Origin of the sequence: Gilliamella sp. B2828 (genome assembly GCF_026537125.1) — a bacterium.
In the GTDB taxonomy this organism is placed as follows: Bacteria; Pseudomonadota; Gammaproteobacteria; order Enterobacterales; family Orbaceae; genus Gilliamella.
This window is the reverse complement of record NZ_JAFNMU010000002.1, coordinates 1-21,148: the sequence shown is the minus strand read 5'-3', so window position 1 is coordinate 21,148 and position 21,148 is coordinate 1. Positions and strand designations below refer to the sequence as shown.

At 30.8% G+C, this 21,148-nt stretch carries 20 protein-coding genes; 19 read left to right on the top strand and 1 reads right to left on the bottom strand.

Annotated elements, in window-relative coordinates; all coding sequences use genetic code 11:
* Positions 1–1,334 precede the first annotated feature (1,334 nt).
* The 7 genes from J3U19_RS01945 to J3U19_RS01915 all read left to right on the top strand — a co-directional run bounded on the left by J3U19_RS01945 (position 1,335) and on the right by J3U19_RS01915 (position 7,648).
* The gene (locus tag J3U19_RS01945) at positions 1,335–1,640 is read left to right on the top strand and encodes a phage holin family protein (protein ID WP_267339778.1); all 306 of its coding nucleotides are present in this window, start codon (positions 1,335–1,337) and stop codon (positions 1,638–1,640) included.
* A 237-nt stretch (positions 1,641–1,877) separates the two neighbouring features.
* Complete coding sequence (locus J3U19_RS01940) at positions 1,878–2,318, top strand: lysozyme (protein WP_267339777.1); 441 nt, start codon at positions 1,878–1,880, stop codon at positions 2,316–2,318.
* 16 nt (positions 2,319–2,334) lie between these two features.
* Positions 2,335–2,682: a hypothetical protein gene (locus J3U19_RS01935; protein WP_267339776.1), complete on the top strand. Its 348-nt coding sequence runs from the start codon at positions 2,335–2,337 to the stop codon at positions 2,680–2,682.
* A 571-nt stretch (positions 2,683–3,253) separates the two neighbouring features.
* Complete coding sequence (locus J3U19_RS01930) at positions 3,254–4,093, top strand: hypothetical protein (RefSeq protein ID WP_267345302.1); 840 nt, start codon at positions 3,254–3,256, stop codon at positions 4,091–4,093.
* Between the two features lie 683 nt (positions 4,094–4,776).
* Entirely contained in the window at positions 4,777–5,115 is a 339-nt protein-coding gene (locus tag J3U19_RS01925; protein ID WP_267339773.1) for a hypothetical protein, read from the top strand.
* Between the two features lie 215 nt (positions 5,116–5,330).
* Positions 5,331–6,710 (top strand): sialate O-acetylesterase, encoded by a 1,380-nt coding sequence (locus tag J3U19_RS01920; protein ID WP_267345301.1) that lies wholly within the window; start codon positions 5,331–5,333, stop codon positions 6,708–6,710.
* 92 nt (positions 6,711–6,802) lie between these two features.
* Complete coding sequence (locus J3U19_RS01915) at positions 6,803–7,648, top strand: hypothetical protein (protein ID WP_267345299.1); 846 nt, start codon at positions 6,803–6,805, stop codon at positions 7,646–7,648.
* Between the two features lie 917 nt (positions 7,649–8,565).
* Here the strand turns inward: J3U19_RS01915 and J3U19_RS01910 are convergent.
* Positions 8,566–9,633 carry a flavin-containing monooxygenase gene (locus tag J3U19_RS01910; RefSeq protein WP_267339767.1) on the bottom strand — a complete coding sequence of 356 codons (1,068 nt, stop codon included), beginning with the start codon at positions 9,631–9,633 and terminating at the stop codon, positions 8,566–8,568.
* A gap of 307 nt (positions 9,634–9,940) precedes the next feature.
* Between J3U19_RS01910 and J3U19_RS01905 the strand changes: the two genes are divergently transcribed.
* From J3U19_RS01905 to J3U19_RS01850, 12 genes are all read left to right on the top strand, one after another.
* Positions 9,941–11,119, top strand: a complete 1,179-nt coding sequence (locus J3U19_RS01905) for a hypothetical protein (protein ID WP_267339765.1) — start codon at positions 9,941–9,943, stop codon at positions 11,117–11,119.
* Positions 11,120–11,151: 32 nt separating this feature from the next.
* The gene (locus J3U19_RS01900; RefSeq protein WP_267339764.1) at positions 11,152–11,511 is read left to right on the top strand and encodes an iron-sulfur cluster assembly scaffold protein; all 360 of its coding nucleotides are present in this window, start codon (positions 11,152–11,154) and stop codon (positions 11,509–11,511) included.
* On the top strand, positions 11,511–12,686 hold the full coding sequence (locus J3U19_RS01895; RefSeq protein ID WP_267339763.1) for a cysteine desulfurase family protein: 1,176 nt from the start codon (positions 11,511–11,513) through the stop codon (positions 12,684–12,686). The genes J3U19_RS01900 and J3U19_RS01895 overlap by 1 nt, the downstream gene beginning before the upstream one ends.
* Positions 12,687–12,718: 32 nt before the next feature.
* Positions 12,719–12,952: an acyl carrier protein gene (locus tag J3U19_RS01890; protein ID WP_267339761.1), complete on the top strand. Its 234-nt coding sequence runs from the start codon at positions 12,719–12,721 to the stop codon at positions 12,950–12,952.
* Positions 12,953–12,967: 15 nt separating this feature from the next.
* The gene (locus tag J3U19_RS01885) at positions 12,968–14,233 is read left to right on the top strand and encodes a beta-ketoacyl-[acyl-carrier-protein] synthase family protein (RefSeq protein WP_267339759.1); all 1,266 of its coding nucleotides are present in this window, start codon (positions 12,968–12,970) and stop codon (positions 14,231–14,233) included.
* The gene (locus J3U19_RS01880; protein WP_267345298.1) at positions 14,223–15,023 is read left to right on the top strand and encodes a MaoC/PaaZ C-terminal domain-containing protein; all 801 of its coding nucleotides are present in this window, start codon (positions 14,223–14,225) and stop codon (positions 15,021–15,023) included. Before J3U19_RS01885 ends, J3U19_RS01880 begins: the two co-directional genes overlap by 11 nt.
* Positions 15,024–15,044: 21 nt before the next feature.
* Complete coding sequence (locus J3U19_RS01875) at positions 15,045–15,788, top strand: 3-oxoacyl-ACP reductase family protein (protein WP_267339756.1); 744 nt, start codon at positions 15,045–15,047, stop codon at positions 15,786–15,788.
* A 68-nt stretch (positions 15,789–15,856) separates the two neighbouring features.
* The gene (locus J3U19_RS01870; RefSeq protein ID WP_267345297.1) at positions 15,857–17,029 is read left to right on the top strand and encodes an efflux RND transporter periplasmic adaptor subunit; all 1,173 of its coding nucleotides are present in this window, start codon (positions 15,857–15,859) and stop codon (positions 17,027–17,029) included.
* Positions 17,030–17,037: 8 nt separating this feature from the next.
* Positions 17,038–18,570 carry a DHA2 family efflux MFS transporter permease subunit gene (locus J3U19_RS01865; protein WP_267339754.1) on the top strand — a complete coding sequence of 511 codons (1,533 nt, stop codon included), beginning with the start codon at positions 17,038–17,040 and terminating at the stop codon, positions 18,568–18,570.
* Between the two features lie 814 nt (positions 18,571–19,384).
* Positions 19,385–20,203 carry a helix-turn-helix domain-containing protein gene (locus J3U19_RS01860; protein WP_267339752.1) on the top strand — a complete coding sequence of 273 codons (819 nt, stop codon included), beginning with the start codon at positions 19,385–19,387 and terminating at the stop codon, positions 20,201–20,203.
* Positions 20,204–20,445: 242 nt separating this feature from the next.
* A complete protein-coding gene (locus J3U19_RS01855) occupies positions 20,446–20,649 on the top strand; it encodes a hypothetical protein (protein WP_267339750.1) in 204 nt (67 codons plus the stop codon).
* A 9-nt stretch (positions 20,650–20,658) separates the two neighbouring features.
* The gene (locus J3U19_RS01850) at positions 20,659–20,997 is read left to right on the top strand and encodes a hypothetical protein (RefSeq protein ID WP_267345295.1); all 339 of its coding nucleotides are present in this window, start codon (positions 20,659–20,661) and stop codon (positions 20,995–20,997) included.
* Positions 20,998–21,148 lie beyond the last annotated feature (151 nt).

Below are 21,148 nucleotides of genomic sequence, written 5' to 3'. Positions count from 1 at the left end.
CAATTAGACGCTTGACATTGCGCAAATGAGCAAATATAATTGCCCCATAATGCAATTTATTATGCATATGAACGAAACCCAGCTAAAATTAGCTGGGTTTTTTTATATTCGGATAAATTGAAATTATCGTCAAGTTTAAACGAAGTAAACGCATTAATAGACAATATTAATTTTGAATGTAAAGGTTCATATCTTCGGATAATGGTGTTTTAAAGACTTATTATTTGAAACTGCTTCATAGAATAAGTAAAAATTTTCTCATGGTTTTATTAAAACACTTTATCAGGCAGTGGGTTAATTGATGATCACGGTTGATTTTCAACAGATAAATCATATTAGACGCTTGACATTGCGCAAATGAGCAAATATAATTGCCCCATAATGCAATTTATTATGCATATGAACGAAACCCAGCTAAAACTAGCTGGGTTTTTTTATATTCGGATAAATTGAAATTATCGTTAATCTTTAACAAAGAAATAGGGAGGGTAACAATAGATAATGTTATTTTGAATGTAAAAGTTCATAACTTTGAGCAATGACGATTTAATGGTTTGTTATATTAAAAATATTGCATGTGAAGTGTAGTCCAAACTATCGGTAAAGACTCTCATGAGGTTATTAATATACTTAATTAAGCTTAATAGTATGTTGCAGCATTTATCTTTTTATAGATAAATCATATTAATCTCTTGACATTGCGCAAATTAGCATATATTATTACTCTATAATGTGATTTATTACGTATACATAAAGCTCAGCTAATCAGCTGGGCTTTTTTGTTTTTAAAACTTATAGTTTTAGGTTGCTATAGAGTTGGCGTTGGTTAATATATTAAAAATAGCACTCTGTATTTATTTACTATTTTTATTGCAATTAATATTATATCAATTTTATTGATATTTTTTACAACAATACCTTCTAAATATTGATACTCATCGACATAACATCTATTTTTAGAATTTTGAATCTTTCAAATCGCTAAAGCCAAGAACAGTGATTCTAAATTTATATTTATTAATCTAGCATTCTATCAAAAATAAAATGACGAATCAATATTCAAATAACTTACTAATGAAAAATAACTGAGTCGCCAAATCATTTAACTAAGAAATCATTAACGTTAATGAAAATATAGAATGGTAATGATTGATAAAACCTTTATCAAATTATAAATACTAAATTCTATTAGTCAAGAAATATTACTCATATATTGCATCATGAAACGTTAAGCAACAACATATGAATTTAAGAATTTAGTTTTTATATTAATGTAATCTTAATTTATATTCTTTTAACAATCTAACTTTAAATACGTAAAAGGGTCACATAATATGCCAATAAAAGATCCAGACAACATAAATTGGACCGTTGTCGTATATTTATATTTTATCACTTTTTTAGGTTCATTAGCCAGTTATTGTTACCACTTACTCAATGGTAGTAAATTCTTTTTATGGACACTTATTGCACAAATTTTTATATCAATTTTTTCTGGTGCTTTGGTCATCTTTATTGCAAGTTATTGTAATTGGGCTTTTGAAATAGCTGGAGGTGTTGCCGGTTTAGCTGGTTGGTCAGGTGCAAATTTAATTAAAGTTCTTGAAGAAAGATTGATAAAACAAATTGATAATAAATAATACATTGCTAATTAAAATATTACACTAATACAAATAAAGACTGAAATAGATCTGAATAAAGTTTATATCTAGGATTATTAAAAAATGGTTTTTTATCATTACTTAAACAGTCAATTTAAATCATTAGTATTTTTTAATATGAGCTAATCTAAAAGTTATTAATTTCCATTCATTATCAAAATAAACATCTTATTTAACAAATAATTCAATAAATTATAGAAGCATAAGGGAAAACACATGAATATTAGTCAAAAAGGAATCGATCTGATAAAAAGCTTTGAAGGTCTAAAATTAAATGCATATAAATGTCCAGCAGGAGTATGGACTATTGGTTATGGTCATACAAAAAATGTAAAAGAAAAAGACATAATCAGTAATTCGCAGGCTGATTGTTTTTTAGTACAAGATCTTTATTTTATAGAGCAATCGATTAATCAATTGATAAAAGTCGAACTAAGTCAAAATCAATATGATGCGTTGTGTTCTTTTGTCTTTAATGTAGGAGTTTTAGCATTTACTCAATCGACATTGTTGGCAAAATTGAATGTAGGTAATTATATCGGCGCTTCAAATGAGTTCGAACGTTGGAATAAAATTACAGTTGATGGCATTAAACAGTCTTCAACTGGCTTGACAAATCGCAGGAAAGCAGAAAAGAACCTATTTAATAAAGAATGATTGATGGTGGGAAAAAATGAATAAATTTGTTGGTATGTTTATCTTTCTTTGGTTAATGCTACTTTATTTGTATATTGGTGAAGTTCGTACATCAAAGGAACGACAAGCTCAAGTACAAGAATTAACCAATAAACTTTTTCAACTTGAGCAAAAAAATATAATTGATAACCAAATTATTGCAAATAATGAAATGACAAAACGGAAACTTGAAAATCAATCATTACAAATGCAGGAAAAACTCGATGATTTACTTAAAAATAACAATTGCGCTAATGAGTATATTCCTAATGATATTGCTAACAGGTTGTACCAAAGAGCGAAAGGTATACGTCAATCAACCGATATCAGAAAGTCTATTAACTGATTGTCTGCCAGTATTACCGCCTAAATTATTAACGTTTGCTGATAGCATTAAATATAACGAACATTTATTAAATGTTATTGAAAAATGCAATCAAGATAAGCAAGCCATCAGAGCTCTAAACAAGTCTGTTTACTGAAATAAATACTTATTCTATCGCTATTGCATTGATTATTCATGAAATTAGTATTTTTCTGTGATGGCATAATTATGTCTAATACAAATAAATATTATTACTATTTCAACATTCTTTACTAAGCAAATTGACCTGATTAATCAATGTAAATCCTTATCACTTCAAAACCAAAATAAAAGCTGAAAACTCACATTTTGGGTAAAAATCTATATAAATTCTTTTTTATTAATAAAAAAGAGACGAGTAACGAAATGTTCAATACAACATCGTTATCTACCCTATCGATAGAGCTGACTGACTTTAAACCAGTAGTGAGCTATTTCGATTATTACCTTGAGTAATAACATTAGTAAAAACCTTGCGGATTAAACTTTTATTTAAAGTTAAACGCAAATTTCTTTTTAATTTAATTTAAATAATAAAAAATGGAGAATTTTTATGTCAAATTTACAAGACTTACTTCAAAACAGTAATTTAATTTCAATCGCTGACATTGAAAAAATGATTAGCTTAGAAGCACTTAACATTTATAAGAAATACATTGAAAAAACTGGCGATTTTAGTAATCAGCGAGAAGCTCGTCCACACAATGTAGCTCTAGCATTGTTTATTAATAAATTAGTCCAAGAAGAGTTACATCACAAATGTACTGGCTTATTTTATTTAGCATCACCTCACAATAACTTTGAGCATGTTAAGTATAGTGTAATCGGCAATAATGTTATAGATCGATATTCAGATTTTCCAACAGTTCGTTATGATGGAACAAAAATCGAAAGCCGTGCAGATCTTTATGATCATCAAGTCATTGATGGTTCAAAAGGCAATGATTTATGCTTGGTGTTTATGATGTCTCAACCTTCTACTTATGGATTTGATTGGGGTGGAGAAGACGAAGTAAACCACGTACATGCATTTTCTTCTGCCGGTAATGCAGATTACTTCGAAAATTCTATCTTTAAATGGAATAATGGTTCTAAACACGCTGCTGTATCAAAATCTGAAGATCCACAAGATCCTGTAGGTGTTTATGTAATTCATGTTGATGGAAATTCATTAGATTACCGTCATCGTGCTGTTAATTTAACAAAATATGTTCCGCGTTCATGTGCTAAATTCTGCCCATCTTTATTAAATTATAATACTATCAAAAATCCAGGTAATGGTACAATGAAGATGTATGCTACATTTAGTAGTGGTATGGAAGGAGAAGGTTTAACTCCATCTGAAGTTACTAAAATTCAACAAATTTTTACTGAATTCGAAGCATTTCTATAATCGTTTAGTTCATTTTAAAATTAAAAACCCACAATTATTGTGGGTTTTTCTTGCGGATGAATGATTAAAAAATAAATTCAGCTCTTAAATTCATTGAAAATTGGGAAATAACTTTTCATATACTGTTTAATGCTAAATAAATAGTAGAGTGAAAAAATTTATTTTTTATTATGCGGGACAAACTCTTGAGTACGTTCCCAAATAGGGTACAACCGCTTATCTATCATATTTTTAAATGATGAATAGTAGAAATGATTGTTAAATATTTTAAGCAGTTATTACGAATTTTTTAAAAGTACAATTCAACCCTCAAGTGAGCAAAATTTGAATAAATGCGCTCGCATCAATATTTAATAGCTAAACATTAAATGAATTATAGTATTACTTGTTTCAAACTCGGTGTGCTTTATAGATAAGTTATATTTAATAAAAATGGAAGTTTAAAATAATTTTTCGCGTTTTAGCAAATCAAATTTGGCCAATCAAAAAATCCTAGCTTTTTTCAATTTTAAATTAGAAGTATTTATATTGTCTTAAAAAAATAATTTATCTACATCAGATCACTATAGACTTCATATTTTCAAAGAAATAGAACAATAAAATTTTGTATGGTGGAAGATAGTATCTTCTTTTTTGTGAAAAGTAATATCAAATCTAATTTAATTATTTAGCTGTATTTTTATATGAATAACAAAGGTGAAAATAATATGACAAATTCAAATGAAACATTGAACGATATATCGGATCAAACAAACACGCTTCCACAAAATTTTAATGATGTAAACCAGGATGATGGAAGCTATATTGGTAATAATGGTAGGACTTTAAAAATTGACAATAACGGTAAATTCTTTTCTATCAATAAAGATCCCTCGGCATTTACGAGTACCAAAAAAAATGGTTTTTCAATTATTGATAGTTTAGGTAATGTTGTTTTTAAAATCGATGAAAACGGATTTTCAGAATTTAAAATCAATCGCCAATTTGCTCTCAAATTGAGAGTGATTTTAAATCAATTATAACAACATAGATCATCAACATCGATGTCTAAAAAATAACTTAAAAATGTTAAAAGCAAATCATATGGTTGTATCTGCTATTCATTTTAGGTTTTTTAAACTGAAATTAAATAAAAGTAAAACAGGTTTATTTAGTTACTTGTTTGTTATAACAAACCTTGTTTAATTTGATAACTGTATTTTGCTTTTTATATAATAATTAAGGACAAATAGCAATTATGGTAAATTTAAACGATTCATTGGATGATTTATTGGATCCTGAAAAGTCAATTCCAGAAAATTTTTCATTCAATAATACTCAAAAAAATGGTTTTACTATTGCTGATGAGCAAGGCAATGTCTCTTTCAAAATTGATGAAGAGGGTAATTCAGAATTTAATATTGATAAACAATTTGCTGCCAAATTAAAAACATTAATCTATCCACCTGATTCAGGGCTTGCTGATATTAATCATATCGTTACTTATGGTCAATCATTAGGTGAAGGATCGACTGCACATCCTATCCTTTCTGGAACGCCATTTTCTCAATACGCCAAAATGTTTAATCATGGTATTCGAACTCGTTATGCTAGAGATCATAAATATCAAACATTGGTAAATCACATTGAATGGCAAAACGATGATAATTATGAGTCACCATCTGCTGGTACTGCCGAGATGTTTATTCGAGAAATTAAACTTCATAATTTTAAAAATAAAGTGATTCTATCTTCCAATTGTTCTGAGGGAGGTCAGCCAATATCTAATTTGTCCAAAGGTAGTTCTAACTATCAAAACATTCTCAATGATGTTCAAAATGGTAAACGAATTGCAGCTCAACAAGGTAAATCGTACCGATTACTTGCAATAACCTACACTCAAGGTGAAGCAAATTATAACTTTGGCATCGATTATTATAGAACTGCTCTTAGAAAATTACGGTCTGATTTAATTGAGGACATTGAAAAGATCACGGGCGATGACTATTCTGATTTGCCATTTATTACTTACCAAGTATCTTCTTCTTATCTATCTCAAACAGGTGTTCCATATTGTCCTGATGTTGCTCTAGCACAATTAGAATTAGCGCTTGAAAAAGGTAGTGGATTTTATCTAGCTACACCAATATATCAGTTACAATATCTAGACAGGTGGCACATAGATGGATACAGTTCTAAATTATTAGGTGCCTATTACGGTTATGTTTTGAATAAAGTCATGTCAGGTGAAGATTGGCAGCCATTGCATCCAATTTCCCACACCATAAATGGTAATGTATTGAATCTGACATTTAACAAAATGGGTTTGATATTTGATAGCCCAGAAAAATTACTAAATCATAACAAAATTCAAAACAAAGGTTTTTCTATAAAAAACTCTGCAGGTATAGATATTATTGAGAATGTTCAAATGCTTAACAATAGTAATAGTTGTAATACGCTTAAGATCACATGTAAAGAAAGCCCTGCTAATCTTATAATCAATTATGGTTTTTCAGATACTGACGGAAGAAATGCGGGTCAATTACGCGATAATAATAACGTATCTATTTATATAGGAGGCAATAATTACTATTTACATAATTGGTGTACCATTTTTCAATATCATTTAGGTTAATAACAAAATAAATTTATTACGATTCAATAATTAAAATTAAAGATGATGAGTTAAACAAGTCTTTTAATAAACAAAAATTAACGGAGATTTTTATGTCAGGTGTAGCAATTAAAGTTCCAAATGTCAATTGGAGTAGAAATAATTTAGGCACTGTTGATTATGGCAGTGATAAGAACGATCAACCATTGGACACAGTAAGTGATAAAGCCTATGCAATTTATGACAATTACATCACTAAATCACAGAGACGAGATAATCAGTGCTTATTATTACTCATTGATGATTTAGTGAAAGCAAAATTAGATCAAAAGTGTAAAGGATTATTCTATTTTGCATCAAAACATCAAAATATGGAAAATATTAAGTATAGCGTGATAGGGAATAATTATTTAAATTGTCAAAGTGGGGAACCAAATATATTAAATGATGGGATTGAATCTGAATCTTCTGCAATTTATAATTTATACGATAACAATTTCTATTATCCAAATGGTGCTGATTCAAATTTATGTCTGGTTTTCATGATGTCTAAAGGCTCGACATCCGGTTTTGAATGGGGGGCAGAACAAAATTCTGGCCATCCACATGTACTCTCTACTGCAGGAAATGAACAACATCTTAACGGTATCATATTTCAATGGTGCTTTAAAGAAAATGCAATTAAAAAAGAAGAAGATAATCAATCTACTGATGGTGTATATGTTATTCATATAAATAGAAATTCATTAGTATATAAACATAAAGCACGTACTATCAGTAAAAGATTCAATAGACAATCAACGGATACTTTTCGTCCTCGTTTGATGGCTTATCAAACACTTAATAATCATTCCACAGGCGCTATGAAAATGTATGCGGCATTCAGTCGTGGGGATTTAACTGCTGATGATGTAAACAAAATTCATGAAATTTTTACAAAATATGAACGTTTACTGTAAAAGGTAAATTAATATTTTTTAATAAAAGTCCATACTTGATATGGACTTTTTTTATTACTTAGTTCTCTTTTATGGATAGGCCTATTAAAAAGCCTTGCCATTTTTCCACTTCCCACTTCCCACTCCCACTTCTGACTTCCTTTCAAATATAACGGACTTTAATTTTAAAAAAGATAACAATGTAAATAGGAAAAATACAGTTTTATGGCTATAAATTTGTCTTTATCTTTTCAAAGTTTATAAGACAATCTTCATTAGAAAGTTATTCATTCTTCTATTCAAATTTATTTTATAAACCATTTTCTACATAAAGAATGATTCCTATTTCCATTTCTTTTAATACTAGTATACTCAACCGTATAATTATTCATTAAGTTCTATTATTAAAAATTTTTTCATATCGCTATCGTCCTTTGTATTTAAAATATCAAAACCAAAATCAGTTTGGTGATATCCAAATTAATTAATCTTTATAATAATTATTTAAATATAAATATCAAAAGTTATTAATGTCATTTTTAACGACTCCAAAATACTGGCATTATGTCAGGCTAAGATCGATTTATTTTAATTAAAAAAATATTGAATTTATTTCGATGAAAAAGGTTTTTGCAATATATATAGATTTGTCTATTTTAATTGCACTAAATTTAGTGTTCATCACAATTTTAATACGTGATATCATATCTGTTATTTTTAATTCAATTAATGTGAGTCGCTAATCAAATAAAAGAGACTTTATATTAAAATAATTTTGATGAAAAAGCCCTTAGAAGTTAAGAATGAACGCAATCAAATAAAATTTTACTCTATCTTCGTCAGGGCTAGTTTGTGGAAGGATAACACGCAAAAATGAAAAATCAAAAAAATTAAATCGTTATAAGCCTAATTACATGGATAGAAGTTTTACACATGAATCATTTATTATGTAGAGCTATTTCAATAAAATTAGCTACGCGTTTAGCATCATTAACACACCCACAAATTAGTTCAGATGCACGACAACTGAGCCATTTTTTCCCAACTACAAATAAATCAGGATAAGATGTTTTACCTCCTAAATCATGACCGATTAGGCAGATGAAACCTGCGGAATCAACAGTATTAGGAATAGTTAACCAGTTTGTCTCTTCTGCATATCCAAGGCTCCAGATAATAACATCTGGTTGGCATTTTTCTCCACTATCAGATATCAATGTTTTATTATCTACACTGATAAGCTTAGAATAGAATTGTACTCCCATTTTGCGTAAAACTTTATTTACAATATCATTACAAGGAATAAATCCTCTTCTCATCAGCCAACGCCCCATAATGCTTCTTGTATCAGCATCTAAAATAGACAATTTTTTTAATATAGTTAATGTATTTACACCAAACAGTTCCTTTGGAAAAAATGGACGAGGCGCACCGCAAAATAAAGTGACATTATGTGTTTTTGCTAATTCTTTAGCAATTTGACGACCACCGGAACCATCACCAATGATCGCAATTTTTTTTTCTTTCAATTGATCTGGATTTTGATATTGATCTATGGTGATTTGCTTAATCTCAGGCGAAATACATTTAGCTATTTCAGGAACGTCAACCTTTTGATTTGCACCCGTTGCATTGACCAAACATTTTGCATGAAATATTTCGCCATCTTGCGTTTTTATGGAATAAATATTTTCATTATACTCTACTGAACACACATTTTTATTCAATAAAACATTTAATTTATTATGTTGAGCATAAAGTTCTAAGTAGTCAGCTATCTCATTCTTATCAGGATATCCTTTAGGGTCTCCCTTTAGCACTAAACCCGGTAACTGGCTTATTATTCTTGGCGTAAATAATTTCATACTATCGGGTCGTCTTCGCCAAACATCCCCTATCCGTTTATCTCTTTCTAGTATAATAACAGAGATTTTTTTTTGACTCAGGAATGATGCTAGGCTTAATCCAGCTTGACCTGCACCAACTATCAAACAATCGTAAATCATCAGTTTTCTCTTCCTATTCCTAGTTAATATATCGTGTAAATAGTATATTAATTCGAAAGTTACTGACTTGAATAAACTGACTGTTTTGTTTATTTGAAGCTATTTTCAATACAACCAAAAGTAACAAAACATGCAGAATTAGCCTGTTATTAGATTTAATAAAACATTCAGCGATTTTTTTGCAACTTACAAATTTAGCTAATTTATTCAAGACAATATTATTTAATAATTTATAAAATCTTAACTCTTATTTAACGAAATATTAACAAAAAAGGTAAATTCATTTAATAAAGGGAGAAGTTAAATTATGCAAAATATAGCGAGTTTATATTCAGAAATAAAGATGAGTGGATTTGATCCATTAAGGCTTTTAATTGCTGATGTCGATAAATTATATAAATTATCGGAATCAGAACAAAAAGAACTTAAATTATGCTTGATTAAAGATACCGTCACGCATCATTTTGAGAACAACCCCTATTATAAAAAAATTTGTGAAGAACAGAACTTTACTCCATCTAATATAAAAGTATTTGAAGACTTGACAAAAATTCCATTGATCCCAGTATCGGTGTTTAAGTCGGGCGATAATTATAAATTATTAAGTAAGCCACTTCAAGAAATTGAACATGAAATGCGCTCAACTGGTACTAGTGGTATCCCAAGTGTTTATAGACGTTGCCATGATACCATGACTAACACTGCTTTTGCTGTGGTATCTAATTACCGTTCTATGTTTCAAATATCGACAGGAGCTGGATTATTTTTATGTCCATCACCAGAAGATGTACCCGAAATGGCGATGGTGAAAATTTTTAATTTTCTAACAGGTTTATTGGATACTAGATATTATGCACTAGGTGATAACTATGAGTTTGATGCTAAAAAATCAATAGAAGCGTTAATGAATTGGGAAAATAAATTTTCTCGACATATCATTGGTCCTCCATTTTTAATCAATCGTTTTATCACTTATCTAAAAACTAACAATATTAAGTTGAAATTAGATTCACAGAGTTTAGTCATAATGATGGGAGGTTGGAAAAGATTCACTGGTGAAATGATTTCCAGAAAAGAACTCAATCAAGATATTGAAACTTGGTTAGGAATCCCTAGTTCAAATGTTCGAGATATGTATGGTATGGTAGAAGCCAATTTTATGGCCATTGAAGATGAATTCAACCATAAGCATGTCCCCCCATATATTCATTTTTCCGTTCGAGATCCTAATGACTTATCGAAAGAAGTACCAGATGGAGAAGTTGGACAACTTGCTATTTTTGATCCCCTTTCTCTTTCCGTACCGGCAATGATTCAAACTGAAGATTTAGTATTTATTCGTAACGATGAAACAAAATCTTGGCGCAATTCTCAACGTATTGAATTTGTAAGTCGTACTCCAACAGCAAAAGAGTTTGGTTGCTGTGCTGTTACTTTGGAAAAAAACATGAATAAAAATGATGTTTGTGAGAATGCAAAAAATTAAATTCATGCTGTACAAATCAATCAGGAGACAACATGTTCAATAAAATCATTACAGATAATTTTTGTGATCCAAAATATCAAGGAAAGATGACGGAGTCCGGAATTAAATTAGCGCTTTCAAATCCGGTTTGCGGGGATAAGGTTGATATTTTTATTAACTACAATAAAGAAGAAGATAAGATTGAAAAAGCTCGTTTTCAAGCATGGGGATGTACAACATCCCTAGCTATGTCTAATATCTTTTGCAAATATGTTGAAAATAATCCTTTGTCTCAAGTCAGAAAAATTTCAGACAGTGAAATAGGAGAATTATTAGGAGTTCTTGAACCATCCCAACAACATTGTGTAGAAATGCTAATAAGCTTATTTAAGCAAATTAAGGAAAAGGTGTAATGAACTTATATTTTGATCACAATGCAACTACTCCTTTGAGTAATGCAGTAAAAAAAAAGATGCAAGATGCGATGGAGTATTATGCAAATCCATCTAGTCATTATTTACTTAATAAAATACCCCAAGAAATTTTGCAAAATACTCATCAGGAATGTGCAAAGTTGCTAGATACTCAATCAGATAGGATTGTTATAACATCAGGAGGAACAGAAAGTAATAATTTTGCATTAAAAAGCATTTTATCACAATATTCAGAATCGGATTTAACTTCAATTCATGTGATTAGTACTAGCATAGAGCATCCCTCTATTCTTGAAGTTTTATACTTTTTTGAAAAAAAGGGAATGCAGCTAACCTTAGTACAGCCTTCCAAAGAAGGAATAATCAGTTTTATTGATATTGAGAAAACAATCCAACCGAATACAAAGTTAATTTCAATGATGGCTATTAATAATGAAACAGGTGCTATTCAAGATTACGAAAAAGTTTCTCATTTAGCGTATGAGAAAGGGATTTTGTTTCATGTTGATGCTGTCCAAGCAGTGGGAAAAATTAAAATACCATTAAGTAAATTACCTGGAATTTCTACATTATCTTTTTCAGGGCATAAATTTAATGGTCCTAAAGGAATCGGTGGATTGTTTATTTCGAAAAATCTTTCCTTAACGCCTTTACTACATGGTGGAGGGCAAGAAAAAGGATTACGTAGTGGAACTGAAAATACGATTGGCTTAGCTGGTTTGGGTATGGCTGCCAAAGAGGCAGAAAGTCAGTTAGATTTGAGAAATGAACATTATCGTAAATTGCGAAAGGCTCTTTTAGAAAAATTAAATTTATTGTCTGTTCAATATGTGATTAATGGAAATAACAATTTGAAATCTCAGGCAGCTTGGACATTGAATATTAGTTTTGATGGTATTCGAGCCGAATCTTTGGCCAGCAGGCTAAGTTTATTGCACGGTATATCTTTATCTTTAGGATCTGCTTGTAGCAATAATAAAAAAAACCATCGTTCTTATGTTCTTTCAGCAATGGGACTCTCTAATGAACAAATTGATAGTGCGGTTCGCATCAGTTTTGGTCATGACACAACTTTGCAGGAAATCGATATATTAGCAAACGCAATTCATATAGAAGTTTGTTACTTACTTTCTTTATCTGGAAAAAATAATTGAAGTTTATCAAGTTAATAAAAAAGGAAAATAGTATGGAATTATTTAATTTTATTGTTACGCAAATTACTGAATTAACGGATTTTGATCCAGAAATGATTACTAGAGATACACTTTTAACAGAGTTAGACCTTGTGAGTTTAGATTATGTATCAATTGAAGTTGCACTAAAGAAAAAATATGGTGTGTCCGTTAATATGGCCGAATTAGGACAAAAACAAATCAGTACAGTTGGTGAATTTATTGACTACTTGTCACAATCTTTATAATTTTAAGGAACTAACATGGAGAATAAAAATTCTAAACAACGTGTAGTTGTTACCGGTTATGGGGCTGTTACTTCCTTAGGCCAAAATGTAGCTCAAATTTGGGATGCTATCATAGATTATAAAATTGGATACTCTAAATATGAATATGAAGATAAATCTATTACAGCCAAGTTTTTCGGTAAAATTCCATTTGAATTAGATTTATCTCCATTTTCCAAAAAAGTTTTAAAAAATGCACCGCGTTTTTGTCGTTTAGGTCTGATTGCTGCTGATGAAGCGTTGAAAATGGCTTTTGGGAACGATTTAAGTGAACTGGACAAGCATTATTCACCTTTTAAACGCGGTGTCATTTTTGGAACGGGTTGGGGCGGTTCTGATGAACTGGCTTCGAATTGCCTTTCTTATAATTCAGAAGGTTTTGCTTCACCGCTAACTAATATCCAATCGATGCATAATGTTGGTTCTGCAATGATATCAATGAACTGGAATTTACGTGGTTATCAAAATACTCCAGTTTCAGCCTGTGCCACAGGAGGTATTGCAATTGGTGATGCAGTAGAAATAATTAGAAGTGGGCGAGCAGATATGATAATAGCTGGAGGTGGGGAAAGTTTAAATAATGCTCTAAATGTCTGGAGCATTGATATTCTCAATGCCTTAAGTAAAGAACAGGAAAATCGTGAAAATGCCTGTTGCCCATTTGATAAAAAGCGAAACGGTTTTGTATTATCCGAAGGAGCAGCCATACTTTGCCTGGAAAAATATGAAACAGCGTTAGCAAGAGGGGCAGTCATTTTAGCTGAAGTCACCGGCTATGGTAATTGCTCAGATGCTTATGATGTAACAACTCCAGCTCCTGATTGTGGTGGTCGATATCATGCTGTAAAAAATGCGCTAAAACAAGCTGATATAGAGTTAGTTGATTATATAAATGCACATGGTACTTCAACGCAATTAAATGATCTCAATGAAACAAATATGTTAAAGAGTGTCTTTGGTGAAAAAGCGTATTCAGTGCCAATATCAAGTACTAAATCTTATACTGGTCACCTTATCGCTGCGGCAGGTGCGTTAGAGTCAATCCTAAGTATAAAATCAATTGAAACTAATATGATTCCAGCGACTATTAATCTAAATAATCCGGACCCAGATTGTGATTTGGATTATGTACCGAACAAACATCGTCAGGTAAAAAGTATTCAATCTGTTTTAAATGTCAATTATGGATTCGGAGGTTCAAACAGTGCTTTGATTTTTGAAAGGTATAACAATGAAATTTAAATTTAACAAAAATTCCCTAAAGGAATGGGCTAATTTTTCAAGTGATTATAACCCAATTCATTTTGAAGAACTAAAAGCAAGACAAATAGGGTTAGACAATCTAGCTGTTCATGGCATGCTTGCTATGCTTCCTCTGAAACAGCACACAACATCTTTATTTATGAAGCAGCAACAAGAAGGGTACGTTTGGTATTCTTCTTTGCGAGCTCCTTTGGATGTTGATAAAGAGTATCAACTTTCATTAAAAAATACGGACAGTAAGCTCTCATTTGCATTACAAGATATAAATTTAACAAAAAAATATTTTATTGGTCGTGTTCAAAAAAATAGGTTTGAAAAAACGATGCAAAATTATGATTTTTCAGAGACTCAAAAATTTAATATTTCGTTTGCATTAATGAAGCAAAAGCTACAAGAATTTCAAACAATTTTTCCTCGAATTTCTTTATTATGGATATACTTTGATGCACTTATTTTTTCTCTTTTTATATCCAAACATGCAACTCCTTTATGTACCGGAAAATTTAAAAGCTTTATGGAAGGGCAAGAACAGTTTATTGGTGATAAAGTTATGTTTTTACACACAAATCATCAGGTTTTTGTAAGTCCGCATATAAGCCATCAAAATTTAGAAAAGTTGCCCGAAACTGTGGAGTATGACGTGATAATCAATGAAACAACATTTCATGAAGAATCATTATTAATTAGCTTTGTTATCCCTGTTTGGATTATGAATGAAATATCGTTAATTATAACAATGAATATTATGGGCATAAAAACGAATAGTTAAATTAAAATAGAGAGATTAAATATGGAAAATTCTAATAAATGGGTTTTTATTTCGGGTGGTTCTAGAGGCATTGGTGCTGAAATTGTATCTGAACTGGCTGAATCTGGATATAACGTTGTATTCACTTATAAAAATAGTAGGGAAAATGCAATTGCATTATGTGATTCTTTAATTTCACAAGGAAAGCAATGCACGGCTTTTCAATGCGATGTTTCGATACAGGAAGAAGTGAATGAATTAGCAGATAAATGTATTTCATTATTTGGTGCTCCTTATGCAATAATTAACAATGCAGGTATAGTGAAAGATAGTTTGTTTATAAATATGGATCAAAAAGCATGGTTAGAAGTAATGAATAATAATGTTTTATCTAGTTATTTGATAAATAATGCTTTTTTACCTCATATGATTAGTCAAGGAAATGGTTGTATTCTCTTTATTAGTTCAGTAACGGCTTTTAAAGGAAATATTGGCCAAGTAAATTATGCAGCTTCAAAAGCTGCAATGATTGGTATGACTCATTCTTTAGCTGTTGAATTAGGACGTTTCAATATTAGGGTCAATGCAATAGCGCCAGGTTTAATTGAAACGGATATGAGTAAAGCATTGCCAAATAGTGCATACAATAAAATGCTCAAACAAATTCCGTTAGCTCGGGTAGGTTCCACTAAAGAAGTAGCAATGTCAGCAAGTTTTTTACTGGGCCCAGGTGGCAGTTATATTACAGGTCAAACTTTAATTATTGATGGTGGAATGTCCGCATAATTATAAGGACATTTTATCAAATTATCAAAAAGAATGACTTTGATTAAGAATGTAGAAGGGAGGATCTAATGATAAAAAAAATTGATGACCAATCGTCTAATAAGACGTCCAGACGAAAGAAAAAGTTGATAATTTTATCAATAATTTTCTTAAGTATTGGGCTAGGATATTATATCTTTTGGAGTCTATTTTATCAATTTGTTCAATCTACAGACAATGCGTATGTCATGGGAAATCAAATTCCCATTCACGCACAAATAAGTGGAGGTATATCTTCCATTTATGTTGACGATAATGATTTGGTAATGGAAAAAGATGTTATTGCTCAATTAGAATCAATTGATGCTGAAAATAATTTTGGTTATGCAAAAAATGAATTGGCAAAAGTAATAAGAGAAACTCAACAAATAAAATTAACTACGGAAAAACTATTATCCAGTATTCAGTTAAAACAAGTGACATTAGATAGATTAGAAAAAGATTTAGTACGAAGAGAAAATCTTTGGTCACGTCATGTTATTTCACAAGAAGAAATAGATCATGCTAGGCAAGATGTCTCACTAGCTTTAAATGACTTGAATATTTCCAAGCAAGAATTAAAAATTAATAATGCTTTATTAATGCAAAATTCATTATTAGAACATCCAAATATTCAAAAAGCTATTTTTAAACTTAAGGAAGCATGGCTTAACTTAAAACGAATAAAAATTGTTTCTCCTGTAACAGGGTATGTATCAAAACGTCAGGTCCAAATTGGAGCACAGGTAAATAAAGGGGAGCGATTATTTGTTATTGTTCCTCTTGATCAAGTCTGGGTAGAAGCTAACTTTAAGGAAGTTCAATTAAAACGTATTCGAATAGGTCAAAAAGTCACATTAACAAGTGATTATTATGGAAGTGATATTAAATTTGATGGAATCATTTCTGGTATTGCTATGGGAACAGGCAGTGTCTTTTCATTATTACCTGCACAAAATGCAACAGGAAATTGGATTAAGGTAATTCAACGTTTACCGGTTCGCATCGAATTAAATAAAGAACAGATTAAAAAGCACCCATTACGGTTAGGATTATCTATGGAAGTGAAAGTTGATACCAGTGATATCAGTGGAAAATTACTTACAGATGTTTCACCTAAAGAAGTTAAGTATCAAACAGATGTACTTTCTTATGATTCTGAAGAATTTGAAGAGTTGATACGAGAAATCATGCAAACTAACTTAATATTATCTAACCAGTGAGATATGATATGTCACAATTACCTCTATCAGGAATGAAATTAATAGGGTTTATTGTTGTTCTGGCAACAGTGGCTTTTTTACAAATTTTAGACTTGACTATAGCCAATGTAGCCCTTTCCACTGTCGCAGGAAACTTAGGTGCATCAACTAGTCAAGCAACATGGGTAATTACATCATTTGCTGTTGCTAATGCTATTTCAATTCCTTTATCTGGTTGGCTAGCTAAGCGTTTTGGAGAAGTAAAATTATTTTCGTTTTCAATTTTATTCTTTATTATAGCTTCTTGGCTATGTGGCATTTCGAATAGTCTTGAAACGTTAATCATTTCACGAATATTTCAAGGTGCCGTTTCTGGACCTATTGTCCCTCTTTCACAAAGTATTTTATTAGCTAATTCTCCAAATTCAAAAAAAAATATGTCATTAGCAATATGGTCAATGACAATTATTATTGCTCCTGTGTGTGGACCTATTTTAGGTGGATGGATAAGTGATAATTTTTATTGGGGCTGGATTTTTTTACTAAATGTCCCTATTGGTTTGATAGCCTGGATAAGCATTAAAATAATATTAAAAGGAAGAGAAACAGAGTACAAAAAATCCCAAATTGATACTATCGGGCTTGTTTTATTAGTAGTAGGTATTGGGAGCTTACAGCTTGTTCTTGATAGAGGTAAAGAACTTGATTGGTTTGATTCATCTGAAATTGTTCTCTTTTCTGTAATAGCTTTCACCACAATTTCTTTTTTTATTCTATGGGAAATAACATCAGATAACCCTATTGTTGATTTAACTCTATTTAAGTCAAGAAATTTTACAGTAGGAACAATTTGCATCAGTCTAGCATTTTTATTGCACATTGGAACATTGGTGATACAGCCTCAACTTCTACAAAGAGTTTTCAGTTATACTGCGACGTGGGCGGGACTGGCCCTAGCTCCTATCGGCTTAATTCCTATACTTCTTTCTCCAATAATAGGTCATTTTGTTCCTTCTATCGATATGAGAAAATTTGTAACCGTGAGCTTTGTTGTTTTTGCTTGTTGCTTTTTTTGGCGAGCTTATTCGTTTGAGCCGAACATGAGTTTTTCAAGTTTTGCATGGCCTCAATTTGTTCAAGGATTCGCAATAGCATGTTTTGTTATGCCTCTAAATATAATTATTCTAACAGATATACCGCCTCATAAATTGGCAGCAGCAGGAAGTTTATTCAATTTTTTTAGAACGCTTGCTACTTCTGTAGGTACTTCTTTAACAAACTCAATATGGGAGCAGCGCGAAGCAATTCATCATAGCCAATTGACTGATCTAATCTATCAAAATACGTATGCTCTAGATTACACATATCAACAATTGCAACAACAAGGTTTGTCTGAAAATCAGGTCTCAGCAAAGTTAGCGCAAAGCATCACTAATCAGGGGCTATTAATTGCATCAAACGAAATTTTTTGGTTATATGGAATTATTTTTTTACTATTAATCATAGTTATTTGGTTTGCAAAATCAACCATTACCTCTAAGAACAGTAGTGGAGTAGATTAATGATCATTTAAACAAATATATATGGTATGACAAGAGGTATAAGATTTTGAGCTATAGAAATCAATATACAAAACGTTATTAATCAGTGTATCAACTTATAGTGTGCTTATTCTTTTTTCTGTGTTTGCATCAACACAGAAAATATTTTCATATGAAATAGGCATTTTAATATAACTAAGGCATCATAAAATTGCTTTAACACAAAACGCCAAAGTGACGTAGTAAATTATATCTATCGTCATGTTTTTATGTGGAATAAATTTTTAAGATTGTTCGGTTTACATTCTTTTCTTTTGGTAGACATTACTTTATCTATATCAACTTCATTGCTTGGCTATTATTTATATATTTTATAATAGTCTCCGATACAATATGATTGGTATAAAATATTGAGCTAGGAATATTTTTAGGTCATGCATTGGTCCCATTATCATTTATTATCTTCATAATATTTTCCATTAAGCAAACACTTCTCTTAAGTTTTGGCAGGATATATTCGACTAATCTTAAATTCAATATTTACTTAGTAAAGAAATCGTTAAGATTTTTTTGGTGGTACAGGTAAATGAACAAGGCATTTATACTGACTTTTCAATTGAAAAATGACAAAAAGATTGAGAAATTTTATGTGATTTTTTAATGAAATTTATAGTTGTAGGATGAAAGCAGCTAAAAAGATATTTCTGTAGTTCTTTCTTAACTTTATGAATTATTTATGTTACCCTGATTGTGAAAATTTGAGGTGTTTACTATAACCTAAATTTAAAAATATTTAGTAATAATCATTTAATGAAATAACCAAAGGTAATATATCATGTCAAACAATGATTCATTAGTTAAAGTATATAATCAAAATTTTTCAACATTACATTTTCTTTACAATATAACAACAGATTGGCATCGTCATCCTTGTATTCAATTGACTATATCATTGCATAATGTCTTTTTAGAGTTAGAAACATCGGATACAAAACAAAATGTATTTGGATTTATTATTCAAGCGAATATTCGTCATAAATTAAATGCATCAAATATATGCTGTATTAATTTATTAATAGAACCGGAAGAGCCTCTTTATCATTTATTATACCATTTTACCGAAGCTAATCCTGTTTATTTTCTAAGTAGTAGCGAAGCTTTAAAATTAGCTTATTACTTAATTAAATCAATCACACTTAATCAAAATTTTGATATAGGACATATTTGTAAGTTATTGTGTGAAGATTCACCAAATTGTGAGTGTGATACAGATAACAGAATTAATAAAGCGGTTTCAATCATTTCATCATTGCCCGTAAAACAAATATCTTCACGGGAAGTAGCTGATCAAATATTTCTTTCCGAAAGCCGTTTCCTTCATCTATTTCGTGCTAAATTAGGTGTTAATTTTAGAGGTTATCTTTTATGGAAAAAATTACAGGGTGTAATGAATACTATTGATTCTCCAACCACTTTGACAACATTAGCGAGTAATATGGGGTTTTCTGATTCTGCTCATCTCAGTAGAACATGCTTATCCAGTTTTGGTTTAAGACCTTCCGATCTTAAAAGAGCCTTAATCATTGATAACAAATATGAAATGTGTGGAAAACATTACTGTTTGTACAGTGTATTCCAAGCATTACATACTTAAAAATTATTTGTTTAAGGAGATCTTTCCCAATTGCATATCCATAGCCAATCTGTTGCCAGTGTTTGAAAACTGTTTCATATCATTAAATAAGTGACAAGATAAAAACTCCTCTCTTACTTCACGTCCACAACTCTCCTTAAATATCTCTTAAGTTTTTCATCACGACTTGGCAACTGAGTACAACTTTTTTAGTCCTAGACTTAATAACTAAAGCTGATTCTTTTTTTGGTGGTCTTGCAGAAATGCAATATTCTAATAATAAAAAAATGACAATGTTCAGCAAAGCGGCAGCGATATCCCAAGCGATTATTAACACCTATCAATCTCCAACAGCAGCTTATGCATCGATGGCTGGTATTGCTTATGTTGGTCCTGCATTTGGCGCGGCGGCAGCGGCTGCGATTGCCGCAGGTATAGCAAATGTTCAACAAATTAGATCGCAATAAGTAGGATTTATGAATGGGGGATATACAGGCAATATAGGGATAAGCGAGATTGCAGGAGTAGTACATGGCAGGGAATTTGTTATGGATGCTGCCTCAACATCAAGAATTGGTGTAGGTTCTCTACAACTATTGAAGCGCGGCGATGCAACCATTCAGCAACCAAGTTATTCCCCAGCCTCACAACAAACTGAAGTTATTAACTCTCAGCCTGTGATCAATATTGCTCTAGTTGATAGTGATGAAAAAGCACGTGAATGGTTATCAGGTCGTGGCGGTGAACAAATAGTGCTTAATCAATTGAGGAATAACAGAGAGGAAGTAAGTAGTATAGTTCGAGGGGTTGCCTAATAAAGTTAATTGGTAACTGCTGTTTTTTATCCGTAGATCCGTAAAACCCCTCCCTTAGGGAGGGGGGATGTCAATCTAGTTCAGGTTCTAGTTTGTCAATAATAATATCATTTTTAAAAGTTACTGCTATATTCCTACTTTGTGGAAATTC